This is a genomic window from Bacterioplanes sp. CLAM21, from assembly GCF_059641015.1.
The window spans coordinates 3,939,370-3,953,553 of record NZ_CM184929.1 but is presented as its reverse complement, the minus strand read 5'-3'; the positions used below and the strand labels follow the sequence as shown (position 1 = coordinate 3,953,553).

General features: G+C 47.4%; 14 protein-coding genes. 10 read left to right on the top strand and 4 right to left on the bottom strand.

What is annotated here, in order from left to right:
- Positions 1-544 precede the first annotated feature (544 nt).
- From AC55FS_RS18105 to AC55FS_RS18085, 5 genes are all read left to right on the top strand, one after another.
- Positions 545-967, top strand: coding sequence for a barstar family protein (locus AC55FS_RS18105; protein WP_496933696.1), 423 nt, complete (start codon positions 545-547; stop codon positions 965-967).
- 141 nt (positions 968-1,108) lie between these two features.
- Positions 1,109-4,288: a glycohydrolase toxin TNT-related protein gene (locus tag AC55FS_RS18100; protein WP_496933695.1), complete on the top strand. Its 3,180-nt coding sequence runs from the start codon at positions 1,109-1,111 to the stop codon at positions 4,286-4,288.
- A gap of 1 nt (position 4,289) precedes the next feature.
- Positions 4,290-4,709, top strand: coding sequence for a hypothetical protein (locus AC55FS_RS18095; protein WP_496933694.1), 420 nt, complete (start codon positions 4,290-4,292; stop codon positions 4,707-4,709).
- A 236-nt stretch (positions 4,710-4,945) separates the two neighbouring features.
- The gene (locus tag AC55FS_RS18090; protein WP_496933693.1) at positions 4,946-5,362 is read left to right on the top strand and encodes an Imm63 family immunity protein; all 417 of its coding nucleotides are present in this window, start codon (positions 4,946-4,948) and stop codon (positions 5,360-5,362) included.
- 246 nt (positions 5,363-5,608) lie between these two features.
- Complete coding sequence (locus tag AC55FS_RS18085) at positions 5,609-5,854, top strand: hemagglutinin repeat-containing protein (protein WP_496935991.1); 246 nt, start codon at positions 5,609-5,611, stop codon at positions 5,852-5,854.
- Here AC55FS_RS18085 and AC55FS_RS18080 read toward each other — a convergent pair.
- A complete protein-coding gene (locus tag AC55FS_RS18080) occupies positions 5,806-6,000 on the bottom strand; it encodes a hypothetical protein (protein ID WP_496933692.1) in 195 nt (64 codons plus the stop codon). The genes AC55FS_RS18085 and AC55FS_RS18080 overlap by 49 nt on opposite strands.
- On the opposite strand from AC55FS_RS18080, the gene AC55FS_RS18075 reads away from it, so the two are divergent.
- From AC55FS_RS18075 to AC55FS_RS18060, 4 genes are all read left to right on the top strand, one after another.
- Positions 5,986-7,659 carry a hypothetical protein gene (locus tag AC55FS_RS18075; protein ID WP_496933691.1) on the top strand — a complete coding sequence of 558 codons (1,674 nt, stop codon included), beginning with the start codon at positions 5,986-5,988 and terminating at the stop codon, positions 7,657-7,659. The two genes, AC55FS_RS18080 and AC55FS_RS18075, sit on opposite strands and share 15 nt — an antisense overlap.
- 116 nt (positions 7,660-7,775) lie before the next feature.
- On the top strand, positions 7,776-8,093 hold the full coding sequence (locus AC55FS_RS18070) for a hypothetical protein (protein ID WP_496933690.1): 318 nt from the start codon (positions 7,776-7,778) through the stop codon (positions 8,091-8,093).
- Between the two features lie 331 nt (positions 8,094-8,424).
- Entirely contained in the window at positions 8,425-8,772 is a 348-nt protein-coding gene (locus AC55FS_RS18065; RefSeq protein ID WP_496933689.1) for a hypothetical protein, read from the top strand.
- A gap of 105 nt (positions 8,773-8,877) precedes the next feature.
- Entirely contained in the window at positions 8,878-9,474 is a 597-nt protein-coding gene (locus AC55FS_RS18060) for a hypothetical protein (RefSeq protein ID WP_496933688.1), read from the top strand.
- A gap of 869 nt (positions 9,475-10,343) precedes the next feature.
- On the opposite strand, the gene AC55FS_RS18055 is transcribed toward AC55FS_RS18060, so the two are convergent.
- From AC55FS_RS18055 to crp, 3 genes are all read right to left on the bottom strand, one after another.
- Positions 10,344-11,039: a substrate-binding periplasmic protein gene (locus AC55FS_RS18055; RefSeq protein WP_496933687.1), complete on the bottom strand. Its 696-nt coding sequence runs from the start codon at positions 11,037-11,039 to the stop codon at positions 10,344-10,346.
- A 249-nt stretch (positions 11,040-11,288) separates the two neighbouring features.
- Positions 11,289-12,839 (bottom strand): DUF3369 domain-containing protein, encoded by a 1,551-nt coding sequence (locus AC55FS_RS18050; RefSeq protein WP_496933686.1) that lies wholly within the window; start codon positions 12,837-12,839, stop codon positions 11,289-11,291.
- A gap of 42 nt (positions 12,840-12,881) precedes the next feature.
- On the bottom strand, positions 12,882-13,547 hold the full coding sequence (gene crp, locus AC55FS_RS18045; protein WP_496933685.1) for a cAMP-activated global transcriptional regulator CRP: 666 nt from the start codon (positions 13,545-13,547) through the stop codon (positions 12,882-12,884).
- Between the two features lie 207 nt (positions 13,548-13,754).
- Between crp and AC55FS_RS18040 the strand changes: the two genes are divergently transcribed.
- Positions 13,755-14,177 (top strand): OsmC family protein, encoded by a 423-nt coding sequence (locus AC55FS_RS18040; RefSeq protein ID WP_496933684.1) that lies wholly within the window; start codon positions 13,755-13,757, stop codon positions 14,175-14,177.
- The last annotated feature ends 7 nt before the right edge of the window (positions 14,178-14,184 follow it).

The following is a 14,184-nucleotide window of genomic DNA, read 5'->3' as shown; positions in this document are numbered from 1 at the left end:
GATTGTACCGGTAGGAGAAGATTATTATTATCATGTTTCAGATAGTGATCTTGTTTTGAGATGCTTCTCAACTGGATGCTTATCAGGCCGGCCACTTGGAGAAATTACAACTCGTGATGGTGTTTTTGTAGGCAATATTCCACCTTTTCGGCACCCTAAAATCTTGGTTGATGATGGCAACTACACTAGCCGTATTAGTTGGGTCCAAAAGTCGGCAGGTGATTATGTTTTTTTGGTTGTACATTGCTCGGGTTTGGAAGATCTTAGGGTCAAACTAAACTTGAAAACATTGGATTATTCAGATCCTGATTTCTCTGTTCGATAGTAGTTCGAAGTTTGGTCTTTAGGAATGTGCTGGGTGAGTTATTTATTGCTTCATTTCTGTAAGGAAGTAGTTGTTTTGGTTTGGACTTTATTGTTCGATGTATGGATTTTCTTGGGTGTGGGTCTGTATTCGGCTGGTAAGGTCATGTGGTGGTGATAAGGTCGATTTTCTTGTACGTTTGAGGTTGAAAGTGGCTTAGGGTGTTGGGTTCTCTTGGATATGAATATACTTTTCTGTACTGAAGTTCCTTCTTATGATACAAGCAAAGTCTATTTTGCTCGGGTTAGTCCAAACGTCTGTACTGCTGACGATTTTTTATTGTCTTTATATTATGTATTGGATTTTCCGGGGTATTTTGGATTTAATTGGAATGCTTTAGAAGACTGTTTAACAGACCTTGGTTGGATTACTGAGTCGCAGGTTGTTCTATACCATCCGGACATTCCCAGCATACCGGTTGAGCAATTAAAGATATATCTTGAAGTCTTGAGTAGCTCAGTCATTGATTGGGAGAGGAGTGGACAAAAGAAGCTAGTGGTCTATTTTCCCCTCAGTGCGAAGGATTTAGTTTGTGAAATTCTTGGCGCGAAAACAGCACAGCAAGAAAGCAACACAGACACCCATCCTAAGCTGCCACGCTAGTGGCCAAATCACAAGCGAGCCCCTCCCTAATAACAAGCAGCTCGGCTAGCGCCGAGCATTGCTTGCTGCTTCTGCGCCAGCAATTAGGCTCGCGACAGCTCTAGCAAAACCTACAACAACAGCCGCATCAATGCCGGCAGCTTGAGCAGCACCAGCAAAAACCTGCACCTGGCCGGCGCCAACGTCGAAATCACTGGCGATATCGATATCACCACCGACAACCTCATCGTTGAAAGCCTGCAAAACGAATCCCGCAGTAGCCACAGCAGTGAAGGCGGCAACGCCAGTGGGTCGAACAGCGGCAGTTTCAATGTGGGTTACAACAACTCAGAGGGCAGCAGCGAGAGCAACTGGACCGAGGAACAAACCACCTTGATCGGCGGCGGTAACGTCAATATCGATGCCAAGCGCACCGAAGTGCACGGCGCTGTGGTGGCTAATGCTGTCAGAAATGGGGATACCCTCACCGACCTGGGCAACCTGAATCTGATCACCGATGAGCTGGTCGTGACCGATTTGCACGACACCGACGTTAGCGAAAATAGCGGCATCAATATGTCGGTGTCGGTATCGGTGGGCAGCGACAAGAAGGGAAGCCCAGAGTTTAGTAGCAACAGCAGCTCGTTAGGCCTTACCAACCAAGGCCACCGCAAAGAGCAAACCACCGCAGGCACCCTAGGCGGCGGTAGCATCACTCGCCGTGACGGCAGTGAGCACGAGTTAGGCGATACCAACCGCGACCTGGATCAGCGCCAAGTGGTGACGCTGGATCAGCAAACCGGCGGCTTAGATGCCACATTTGAGCTGGATCATCGAGTGCTGAGCGAGGAGGGGCGTAAGGATATTAAGGAGAACTTCGAAGATACCTACGAGCACGGTGAAGATATTGGTCGTGCAGCCCATACCGTAGCGACTGATGAGCGCGCTAGCCTGCTCTCCTTTGGCACCAATGTCCATAACAACTCACAGCTTACTCAGCTGAAAAATGAACTGGTGCGCAACCCAGCGTATCAGTCGGTCTTGGCTGGACTAAATAGCAAAGACCCTGAGCAATACCAGCAAGCCATGCAGGTGGTGGGTCAGCTGGCGCAAGATAAGTTTGGCTTAAATCCAACGGATATTCAGTTCTACGACGGTGGAGAGACCACCAGCTCGTCGCTGGCAGATGTCGACGGCCTCACTGATCGTAAGGGCGGCACGGTTACTGCTGCTAATCATGCGGAAAGTGGCAACATCTTTATTGATGGCGGCGATGGTGCCAGCAAAACCGATATGGCCAATACCCTGGGTCATGAAGTGCTGGAATCACAGATGCAGCAGGGCCAAGGTGGCGGATTATTTGGTACGCCAAGCGGGGAAGCCAAAGAGTCGTTGGCCGACGCTCTCGGCGCACAAATGCAGGACCGTTTGAATCAGGCCGCCGGTGGTAACCTTGATTCAACCGGTGGGGCTGACTTTAGCGCGGCTTTGGCCAGCAGTGCTGGCGTTCGTGCGGGTACTGAACGCGCAAATAATGTCGGTGGTGCTGCGGTGGAAAACCGTCAGTTGTATACCGACGAAGCGAAAGCAATTCTTAATCATGCGCCTGCTTATGCAAAGGAGCATGGCATGAGCGAGGACGATGCACGTCGTGAACTCACTCGTCAGGCACTTCGGGAAATCGATGACAAGTGGGCTGGGCAAATAGCAGAAAATCCTGCGGCACGAGAGGCCATACAACAGCTTAGAGTTAGCACTCCACCAATTAACGATTCGTACGTAGAGGGGGGCCAGGTAGACGCGTTTGTAGCGACACCGGATGATAAAGCGAACCCCTATATCAATGCCAACGCGGCACGGATGCAAGAAGAGTACGGTCATGCAGGTGTCGACAACTTCTTAACTCAGAATGCTTTGGAGGAAGGGCAAACTTTGCCCGAGCTAACTCCGCTTGACCAGATTACAGAGTCAGTAGCGGGTACCGCAGCCGACATAGCGAAATTTGCCGGTGCAATGGCTGAAGACCCACCGGGCACTATGGGCAAGGTAACAGATGCAGTCAGTAACGCTGTATCTGGCTGTGTGAATGCTGGAATAGCCTGTGTTATGTCGCATAACCCAAGAGAAGGCTATGACGGTGATAAGGCATTTGTTGATCTATTGCAGGGTGACCGAGAGTCAGCCATAGAAAATAATAATGCTGCTCTTGCAGGAGAGGCGCTCCCAGGGCTTCCTGTCGTTGTTAAGGCAGGGCAAAGAGTTTTATCTATCTTGGATAAAGCGGTTCCTGATGGCACACGGACAAACGTGGATGTAGAAGCAAGAAGGACCACAGGGGAGACAGATGATTTTTATCAACAAGATCCAAATTCAGGTGAGTATTACTGGCCAGGAAACTTAGGATTTAAAGGGGAGCCTACTAAGGCTACCTTGGAAACTGGTACAGTGATTGATCGATATGGTTCGGAATCAGGTGCATTCCTGTCTGATAGCAATTCGACCTTTTCACAGAGAGCGTTAGGGCCTGGTGATGGAGTTCGTGAGTATCATCAATATGAAGTGATTAAACCCATACCCGTGATTCAGGGGCCGATTGAACCTGCTTTCGGAAAAGAGGGTGGCGGTCAACAAATGCTGCCTAACTTTGAAGAACGACGAAATGTTCAGTGGATGCTTGACAACGGGTACATTCGGGAAATTAATACTCCCGAGTCACCTAAGTCGCCCGTTAAGAATTACACAGATCAAACTGGTGGAAAAAGTGGGGGAGATGATGCTGCCCCGGCCGTTGATACAAATAATCGTTCTGGTCAGAGTGTTAATGATCGTACCAGTAATAAGCATGAAGAAGCTTCTAGTGACTCGGAGTATTTGGATTCAACGATTTCTGCAGGTTCTAGGGTTCATCATGGGCCTCATAGTACGGCCATTGGAAGCGATGATGCTACATTGGGTAATTTTGAGAAAGCGATAGATACAGGGTATGGTCATAATGTTATTGTGCATGGCTCGCGCCCAGACTATGACGAACTGGGTGGGATTTTTATGGTTGATGAAAATCCGACAAATAGTAATCAAATCGTGGAAGCTCTGTTTGGTAACCCAAGCTACAAAAGGGGATCTCCCGTCTGTCTGGGTTCATGTTGGAGTGGCTCAAATGGGACTGCTCAAGAAGTAGCAAATGCAGTCAAAGCTCCTGTGGCAGCGCTAACTAGACCTGTTCGATTTAACGAATTCACAGGACAGTGGGAACAAATGTCAGACACATTGATGATGAGAAGACACCCGGATTTAATTGATGTTAAACCTGAAATTAAGATCTTTAATCCGGAGGAGAATTGAGATGAAGCTATTGCCGTATTACCTTGAAGACGAAGGTGCGAAATACTCAGGTTCGATTAGTTTGGCTGAAAATAAGAATTTCTTGAGTGAGTTGGATGCGGAGATTCTATGTAAGTATATGAGCTCTGGTGTTGTTATTGATGAATGGCTTAGCAATGTTAAAGATGCATTGACTGGAGTTCTTGAAGTGCCGTCAAAAACATGGAGTGATGGTGTGTATGTTTGGGACTCTCTCCATATCCATTATGTGAGGAAGTACCGCGCAAAACTTCCCAAAGAATTCATTGAGCATGTCCGGAGCTGTGTTCGGAGCGGGAAAAGGGCAGAAGGATTGGATAAAGATCAATTATTAAATGATTTCGATAAAGTATTAAGAGATCTGGCTAGTGGGGATGAATCATATTATGACGGCTCGTACTAAGTAATAGGGCTATTTCATTCAATTTGTATGAGTAGGCGATTCTAGGTTCTTTGTGAAGATGTGGTTGGTTTTGTTCTCTTCTAAGAGGTTTTTCTGGAGTGGTTTTAGGGATTTGGGTAGACTTTGGATTGATGATTCTAAATTAGTCGTTTCTGGGTAAGAGGGTTAAGTTAATGTTTTCTCGTTAGAAATTTATTATCTTGATTTGGTCGTGAAGTTTATTTGATGATGGGAATATGAGTCTTATGGAAAGTGTTGATGAAATTCAGAATCGTATTTTTCGCCTAGGTGCTATGATCGATGCCCCTGATGAGTTGTTAAAGGTTAGGCGCGCAGAGAATCCTAGTGCGATGCCCTACCTTGTTATCGATGGTGAAGAATACAAATACATTTGCTCAGAAAGGGGATACTTGATTTGGAGTAAGTCAACAACAGAATTGGATGAACTTATTTTCTGGATATTTTCTGATGTGACAGCTGTTATGGCACGAACGCATTGCATGGGCATGGATCATGGGGGGAAAGACCCTCGAAGGTTGCAGTTCTCGGAAAGAGTTAGACTTATGGCAATTTTAAACCCAATTTGGGCTGAAAAACTTAAATTTGAAATTGAAGAGATCCTTACTAATAACCCCTATGTTGATTCTCGATAAAAAGCAAGCCGAAAACCTAAATCAATGACCCTGTCCCTCCCTTAGCAACAACTCAGAAGCAGCACAGACACAGCAAAACAGAGATCCACCCTAAGCAGTCACGCTAGTGGCCAAATCACAAGCGAGATACCTCCCTCTTGACGAGCCGCTCGGCTAGCACCGAGCACCAGCGGCGGCACCGCTGGCAGCTTCAATGTCAGCAATTAGGCTCGCGACAGCTCCAGCAAAACCTACAACAACAGTCGCATCAACGCCGGCAGCTTTAGCAGCACCAGTAAAAACCTGCACCTGGCCGGCGCCAACGTCGAAATCACTGGCGATATCGATATCACCACCGACAACCTCATTGTTGAGAGCCTGCAAAACGAATCCCGCAGTAGCCACAGCAGTGAAGGCGGCAACGCCAGTGTGTCGAACAGCGGCAGTTTCAATGTGGCAACAACTCAGAGGGCAGCAGCGAGAGCAACTGGACCGAGGAACAAACCACCCTGATCGGCGGCGGTAACGTCAATATCGATGCCAAAAACACCGAAGTGCACGGCGCAGTGGTGGCTAATGCTGTCAGAAATGGGGATACGCTCACCGACTTGGGCAACCTGAATCTGATCACCGATGAGCTGGTCGTGACCGATTTGCACGACACCGACGTTAGCGAAAATAGCGGCATCAATATGTCTTTGTCGGTATCAAAAGGAAAAGATGCCGACGGTGACAAAGAGTTCCGCAGCAACAGCAGCTCGTTAGGCCTTACTAACCAAGGTTATCGCAAAGAGCAAACCACCGCAGGCACTTTAGGCGGAGGTAGCATCACTCGCCGTGACGGCAGTGAGCACGAGTTAGGCGATACCAACCGCGACCTGGATCAACGCCAAGTCGTCACGCTGGATCAGCAAACCGGCGGCTTAAATGCCGCGGTTACGGTGGATCATCGACTGCTGTCGGAGCAGGGGCAGGAGGATATAGTCAAGGACTTTGAGATCTCTGAAAACCACTTTAACGATGAAATCATTGGTGGCATTGCTGAAGGTCTTGATGTCGGCAGCGCGACGGCGGGCCTCAATGCAGTAGAGCGCAAAATTGATGAGCGCGAGGGAATTTTACAGGTCCAGCAAAATGCGAATGTCGGTGCAGTCATTGAAAGTGATGATGCCGGTGCGGCAGACAAAGAAGGAGCGATACAAGCGCTCTCCGACAACCTAACCAACCGTGCAGAGGTTGATCAGCAGAAGATAGCAATATACGTCAATGAGGGTGAAACCAATGAAGATGGTTTAGTGGCTGGTTTCCATCAGGACAGCACCAATACCAGTTTCATTAATGCCGGCAACACTGACATGACGTCAGGTGCTGACGTGGCCGAGGTCTCTGTTCATGAAACCACCCACCATATTTTGAATGAACAAGACAATGGTTATACCGATGAACAAAAAGAGCGTGCAGCCACGGCTGATGGCGATTATGCCCGCGAATTATGGGAGCAAGGCGTTAAATATGGCGACCTAGCATCGCCTGCTCCTGCTACCACCGCTCAGCCAAACAATACGGGTGGGAACGATGGCAAAGCTGACTGGTTAGTTGCACAGCAGGGAAGCGACCGGGCGTTATTGGATCAGAATACCGCCACCGCTGCTGATGTGCCCAGCGGTGAGAGGGAGGAGTTCGCACCAGCGCTGGCGGCATGGTTTCTTTCAACAGAGGGGTTAGCGGCGGGGTTCACAGCGGTAACAACTGTTGGGTTAGCGATTGTAGGTGATCTGGTCGGTGATAAGCTCGATGAAGAACGTACTGCTGCGCCAGAAATTGACAGTGGATTGATGGATCGTCCCATACTCGGAGAAGACGAGCGTGTGGTTAGCAATACGGGTGGCTTACCTGTTGCTGACATCGATACTCCATCTACGGAGACAGAGCTGAGACCAGAGCAGGGCCCCACAATTACTACAACGCCAGCAGCTAACGGCGATGAAGTGAGCCCGAATAGTGGTGGCTATGTGGGTGAGGATGCCACACTAGATGATCTGCTGATGATGGCGGAGGGATTGGATCATACCGCGCAGGGGCCATTGAACTGGTCTGGTAAGGACCGTGATGGCTTGGGTAGAAAAGACCATATTCGCTTACATGACGCTGATCAGCCAGATCGGAATGTTCCTCATGGTGTTTTTAACAATAACTCTATTAATCAGACAGCAGCGGCATGGAAGAAAGCGCAGGAATTAGGGATACAGCCTGAAGTTCAGGGGACGCGATTAATTTACCTTGTGCCGCAAAAAAAATGCTGGGTATCAGGGAGGTAATCCTACTGCGCCAGGGCATGGTCAAACATTAGATTATGTTAAAATCGTTGTTGAATCTGGTAGCAATAAACTCGTTACCTCATACCCCGCACCTAAGAATTAATACAGGAGTTATTATGAAGCATGTTTTTTTTGTGATTCCAGATAAAGGAAGATACGATCGTCAGAGTGATGGGGTGGAGCTTTGTTATATTCCTGAGTTTTTTGATGAACGAGTCTACTTTTATTGCAAAGAGTATGATGTTTATTGGGATGACTTGGCTAATGTTGGGGATCTATCGCTTGCTAGGTCCTACAAAGTTAAGTCTGGCATCAAGGCTCTTACACTATCAGAGGTTTGTGATGCAGGACTGGCGCATGCTGTGCAAACAATCAAAGAGTACAACGTTCAGGGGGGTAGTGTTAAGGTAAACTACATCCACTTGAATAACTAGTCGGGCATATATAGACGTTCTCCTGGTGTCAAGGTATCGCATGGCCTTGGCGCCTGAACACACCTGGCTAACCTCTTTTTTACTAAAAATATTAGCTAAAACCTACCTCAGAAAGGAAATAACAATAACGTAAAACAAGACAGGCACCCATCCTAAGTGGTCATGCTAGTGGCCAAATCGCAAGAGAGCACCCCTCTTGACGAGCAGCTCGGCTAGCGCCGAGCACCATCGACAACCTGATGGTTGAAAGCTTGCTGTTTAAATAGTGGGGCGATGACCCAAGCTTACCTAGGGCTGGAAAGTGGGCTCCGATAGAAAATTGATAATCAGAATGTTCGAGACTGAGTTAGATCGGGCAAATGAGATACTAAATACTGAGTTTTCGTTTGATTTAGCTGAACCGAACTATCTCGTTTGTTTGGCATTGATCAATGGTTATGAAGAGCTGAAGTCAGACTTTGAATCAAGTTTGATTCGCCTTTTTAGATCAAAGAGGATAGATGACGAACCGATAGCCTATTTGATGTATCGGCTGAGATGGGAAGGCGTAAGGAATTGGGCTGTTCGTGAACTTAAAGAGCTGGATACCCCCATGATTGAAGGGTGCAGTCTGCAAAAGATACTTGATGCATTCGATGACGATTGGGGGCACAGGGATTTTTATAATAAGTTAAACTGATAGTCACCCCTAGGCTGTTAAATTCATCCAGTGACAACTATGCAACTAGTGACGGAACAGCTCCGTTGTCCGACAATGTCAATAATCATTAAGAAGGTATATGGTATGAAGAATGGTTGGTTGATATTGCTTATGGTGCTGTTTGGTATACCGGCGCTAGTTTATAGTTCGGAGGAGGAGAAGCTTGGCTACCCTTCAGAGGGTATTCTTTCTAGCAATACACGTGACAGTGCAATGGCGCGTTATTTTTTAAGCGATTATACGAAGGTAGAGTCCGTCCAAAATCGAGAGGGTGATTTTTGTAAGTTTTATATGTCGTCGGTTGCACTGGCAAAGCTGGAAGAAATTCTGGTTTTTTCGAGAGATGACATTGTTGCTGATAAAGAGCTGGTCAGTGCATATGGTCCAGAGTCTGATGTATTTGAAACCTGTAACTACCTTGAATCATCCCCTCATCTGTTAAAGCCTCTAGGGTTATTTTTAGAAGGTAAGTGGCCGGAAGATGTAGCGCTAGAGTGGCATCGAACCGATGCATATGTTGAGGGAGAGCATACCTTGCTTCTTTTGCAGTTTCCGGAGGGTTTTAGTCTTATGGGAAATGATGATTTGATGATCAAGGCGCTGTTTATAGATAAAAGTCGCCAAAAGGCTTCAAATGAAATGTATGGCGGATCAGAGATTACTAAAGCGATTTTTGGATGATGTAAGCTAGACGGAAATTGGTAAAACAACACTACAGCAACACAGACACTCATCCTAAGCAGTAACACCGGTGTCTACTTTTTGGGTGGTGAGTGGGGTAAGTTCTGAAATTATTGACAGATATTGAAGGTTAGATCATGGCTGATCCGTTTATTGGAGACTTATACTATGACGGTGAGTCTGTGGGTGGTGGCGGCGTTTCTTTTTCTTGTGAGGAGTGTGGTCGAACTCTCCAAAAGGATACTTTATCTATCGCCATAGAATCTAATAATAATCCGAACTCGAAGCAAGAACTAAGCGTTTGCTTTAAATCCAGTGGTTGTTCAGAGTCATTGCCAAGTCGAATGTATATCGCCAAGATTGATTGTGTTTGTGGGTCTCGGTATTCAATTTGTATATCGTATGGAGAGGTTCAGGTTGGAAGGTATCAGTCTAGGCTGATTTGTATCAAAAAAGTTAGCTAGATTTTCCAGCTGTCGATGCTGAAAATAATTCTATGATCCCTGATCAGATTAAACGAAATAAGCTGGGCGCCCGCCCGAGGACATGCTCAGATGGAGTAATTGCAAGCTAGATTCTCAATTCAGAAGTTTGTTATGAAAAACGGCTTTGTGCCAGTTCCAACACTTGCAGCAAGAAGAGAAATCACGGCTGGTATGTGATGCTCTAAATTATCAGTGCTCACCAGGGCTTAGTCGCTGTCGAACGTTACTCCATGACAGGCCTGATAACACTGCCCAATCATTCGGTATCATTAGAGAATTTTGAGGAAATCCATCGCCAATATTCACAGTCTAGGCTGTCACTGACGTAGGCGTGGTTATGATGGGAGTATTTTACTCTATGTTGTTCATTGATTGTTACTAAAATTATTTATTTTTTACTTCTTTAAGTCCCTCATCAAATATTAGCTTAACTTCATTTCCTTTGGGTGTTTTAGGGAATAGAACATAATAATAAAACACTTTGCTTGGCTTCTTCGATATCTCAATTTCACTCTGTATGTTTTTATCTAGTTTGGTTTTTATGGAGTCAACCCCGGCTTTCAGGTTGGCCTCCAGGATGTCAGCTCTATTGTCAATAATCATATTTAAGGCTTGTTTTTCTGTTTTTACTCTGTGGATTGTTATACCTTCCTTTTCAAGGTACTGATAATTGAATCCTAGAATTCCAACAAATCTGTATTTTTTAAGGTCAGAAATTTCATTCCAAGCTATTGTTCGGCCTTTTTTGTAAAATAAGTGGGCAGGCTCTATAAGTACTGGCTGATCCGAGAATAGATAATCTTCCTCCCGATCTTTGCTTCTTGACCAGCCAGGGGTCAAATCAAGATCACCGTTTTTAGTCATAATAAGTGCTCGCTTCCAAGGTATCCATTGGAAGTCCACCTTAACCCCTTTTGAGGAAAATGCTTGAGCTACCGTTTTACTAATAACCCCATGCTCAGGCAAATCTCGACCAACAAATGGTTCCCACTCGTCAACGCCGGCGAGCACAGTTTCAACTTCACTTGCAAAAATATTAGCTGTAAAGGCATAAATAACTAGATATTTTTTTAGTAGCATAAGTGTAGGTCTAGTTGATGTTAATTGAGTTTAGTTGGTGGTTAACATAATCTAGAAGCGAATAGCAGATATTAAAAGTATACATTTAGGGGGTGATAGGGAGCCTGTTGAAGTTTTCAGGCTAAAAAAACAGCTGCCTACTTAAGCTGGCCCGTCATCGCCTTTGATTTTTTTGACTCCACCCGAACCCGTCAGTCATTGTGACACCAACTGCTAATACCTGATTACAATTGCAATACAAGCAACCAGTTAGTCTGGATGATTTTCCCGAATGGCCGCTATCTCGGTTAAGTTATCCACAAGAATCTGGACCAAATCAGGGTCGAAGTGCTTGCCGGACTCTTCTTGAATCAGTTTAACGATATCATCCAGTTCCCAGGCATTTTTATAGCAGCGTTTGCTGCCGAGGGCGTCAAACACGTCGGCGAGTGCGGTAATACGCCCGGCGATGTGTATATCCTCACCCTTAAGGCCCAAGGGGTAACCACTTCCATCCCAGCGTTCGTGATGTTGTCCGGCGATGATGGCGCCCAGGCGCAGAATGCGACGGTCAGATTTACCCAGTATATCGGCACCCACTTGTGCGTGGGTTTTCATCACTGTCCATTCGTCGGCGTCGTGCTTACCGGGCTTGTGCAGAATATTGTCAGGAATGGCAATCTTACCAATATCATGCAGTGGTGATGCGAGTTTGATCAGGCTGGCTTCGTTAGCCGTTAAGCCGTGTTTGAGTGCTAATAGCTCAGAGATTTTGGCGACACGCTTGACGTGCGCACCGGTTTCTTTTGAGCGTTTTTCTACCGCCTCTCCCAGCATGTATACCAGTTCTCGCTGAGTTTCGAGGATTTCATCGCGCATCAGAATGTTTTCATAGGTGATCGCGACGTTGGTGGCATAAATCTCTAACAGCTGTTTGTCGAGTAATGACGGTTTGCCTTGGCATGCCACATACAGCAGGCTTTCGCTGCCACGATCGGATGAGAAGTAACCGATGTAGTAATCATCAAAGTACAGGCTGCGCTTGTCCTGCATGGCTTGTTCAAAGCCAGCGCGAATATGCTCGGGAATATTGTCGAAGGAGTCGACTTCAGACAATTGCTGCATGCTGCCGGTCGCAGCAAGCACTCTAAAGCGGCGACAATCTCTTACTAATGCCCCGCTGGGAGTCGAGCTGGAGCAATACAGGGCGCTCTGCTCAAGTCCGAGTAGGTTCGTGACCTGTTCCAACACTGCCGAGGCAAAACCACCGAGTTCGCCGGAGCTGAAAACTTGCGCTGACGCCTCGATGACTTTTTCTAACCCGCGTCTGTGTTCGTTAAGAATGCAGATATCTCGATAGCTACGCAGCGTGGCGTACATCAGGGTGTTGAGCTTAGTGGTGGTCAGCTCGGTTTTGTCTTTGTAATCGTTGATGTCGTAGGTGCGAATGACTTCTTGCTCAGGAGCTTGGCCTGGTTGGCCTGTTCGCAACACGATGCGGGTATAACGGTTGTTCAGTTGCTCACGGATGTAGCGGGCTACGTTGAGGCCAGCGTCGTCGGTTTCCATTACGACGTCGAGCAGGACCATGGCGATGTCATCGTGTTGCTCCATCACCTGGCGTGCTTCTTCACCACTGTAAGCGCTGATCAGTTCGACTTTGCGGCCATCAAAGCTAAAACCAGACAACACCATGCGGGTAATGCGATGCACGTCTGGCTCATCGTCTGCGACCAGTACTCGCCACGGACTTCCTGTTTCGCGGTTCTGTGATACATTGCCGTCGTCGTCATCGTCGGCAAACAGCAGTTCATCGTTCATTCACAGCTCCGGCATTAGGGTTACTATGAAGTCTAGCTGCTTTTAACGTGGTTTGGTGGCCGACATCGTTGGGCGAGTGCCAAAAACCACCATGGTTTTGCCTTTGACAGAAACCAGTCCTTGCTCTTCCAGATCTTTTAATACTCGACCCACCATTTCGCGAGAGCAGCCAACAATGCGGCCAATTTCCTGGCGGGTAATCTTGATTTGCATACCGTCTGGATGGGTCATGGCGTCGGGCTCGCGACTTAGGTCGAGCAGGGTGCGAGCTACGCGGCCGGTAACATCTAAAAAGGCCAAATCACCTACTTTGCGAGTCGTACGGCTGAGTCGGTTAGCCATTTGGCGGAACAAACGAAACATCAGCTGAGTATCTTCTTCGACCAGTTCACGGAACTTGGCGTAACTGATTTCGGCCACTTCACACTCGGTTTTGGCTTTGACCCAGGCGGTGCGCGCCTGCTGGGCGTCATCAAACAGTCCCATCTCACCAAAGAAGTCGCCTTCGTTGAGGTAGGCCATGATCATTTCACGGCCATCTTCATCTTCGATGATGACGGTGACAGAGCCTTTTAACAAATAATACAGGGTGTCGCTTTCTTCTCCGGCATAGATCAGGGTGCTGCGGGCTGGGTAGCGGCGTTTGTGACACTGAGCCAGGAAATCCTGCAGTGGCTCATGTTTGTCAGGCAGCAATGGAAGACTCATAGACAGGTCCAAACGTTGATTATTTCACTCTGCCCCAAGCTGCTAAGCCGCAGCTAGCGGGCCCGATTTTTATTAGGACTATAGCAGCCACTGATAAAGTTGCCGACCGAATGCACGGTAACAGCGCTATCAACGGCTGCGTAATGCTACTCCAGAGGCGACAGCCTGTGGTACCCTCCGCACCTTTCAAAACTGAGACGGTGTTCAATGAAAGCAACAATCAAGTGGGTTGATAACGCCATGTTTCTTGGTGAGTCTGGCAGTGGCCACAGTGTGGTGATGGATGGCCCTGAAGATCACGGCGGTCGCAATATGGGTGTGCGACCGATGGAAATGTTGCTGCTTGGCTTGGGCGGCTGCACCAGTTTTGATGTCATGAGCATCCTGACCAAACAACGACAAGCGGTAACGGATTGTCAGGCACAAATTGAGGCTCAGCGTGCCGACGCTGTGCCCAGTGTGTTTACCGATATTCATATTCACTTTGTTGTGACAGGTAAGGGGCTAAAATCTGCCGCCGTTGAACGAGCGGTAGCCTTATCGGCCGAGAAGTATTGCTCGGCTTCGATCATGTTGGAGCAGGGCGGCGTTAACATCCGCCATAGCTTTGAGATAGTTGATGAACAATAACCTCGCT

Bases quoted from the DNA above. Each gene is read 5' to 3' on its own strand.
- AC55FS_RS18105 (WP_496933696.1), top strand. From the start codon at position 545: ATGAATATACTTTTCTGTACTGAAGTTCCTTCTTATGATACAAGCAAA.
- AC55FS_RS18095 (WP_496933694.1), top strand. From the start codon at position 4,290: ATGAAGCTATTGCCGTATTACCTTGAAGACGAAGGTGCGAAATACTCA.
- AC55FS_RS18090 (WP_496933693.1), top strand. From the start codon at position 4,946: ATGAGTCTTATGGAAAGTGTTGATGAAATTCAGAATCGTATTTTTCGC.
- AC55FS_RS18070 (WP_496933690.1), top strand. From the start codon at position 7,776: ATGAAGCATGTTTTTTTTGTGATTCCAGATAAAGGAAGATACGATCGT.
- AC55FS_RS18065 (WP_496933689.1), top strand. From the start codon at position 8,425: ATGTTCGAGACTGAGTTAGATCGGGCAAATGAGATACTAAATACTGAG.
- AC55FS_RS18060 (WP_496933688.1), top strand. From the start codon at position 8,878: ATGAAGAATGGTTGGTTGATATTGCTTATGGTGCTGTTTGGTATACCG.
- AC55FS_RS18055 (WP_496933687.1), bottom strand. From the start codon at position 11,039: ATGCTACTAAAAAAATATCTAGTTATTTATGCCTTTACAGCTAATATT.
- AC55FS_RS18050 (WP_496933686.1), bottom strand. From the start codon at position 12,839: ATGAACGATGAACTGCTGTTTGCCGACGATGACGACGACGGCAATGTA.
- crp (WP_496933685.1), bottom strand. From the start codon at position 13,547: ATGAGTCTTCCATTGCTGCCTGACAAACATGAGCCACTGCAGGATTTC.
- AC55FS_RS18040 (WP_496933684.1), top strand. From the start codon at position 13,755: ATGAAAGCAACAATCAAGTGGGTTGATAACGCCATGTTTCTTGGTGAG.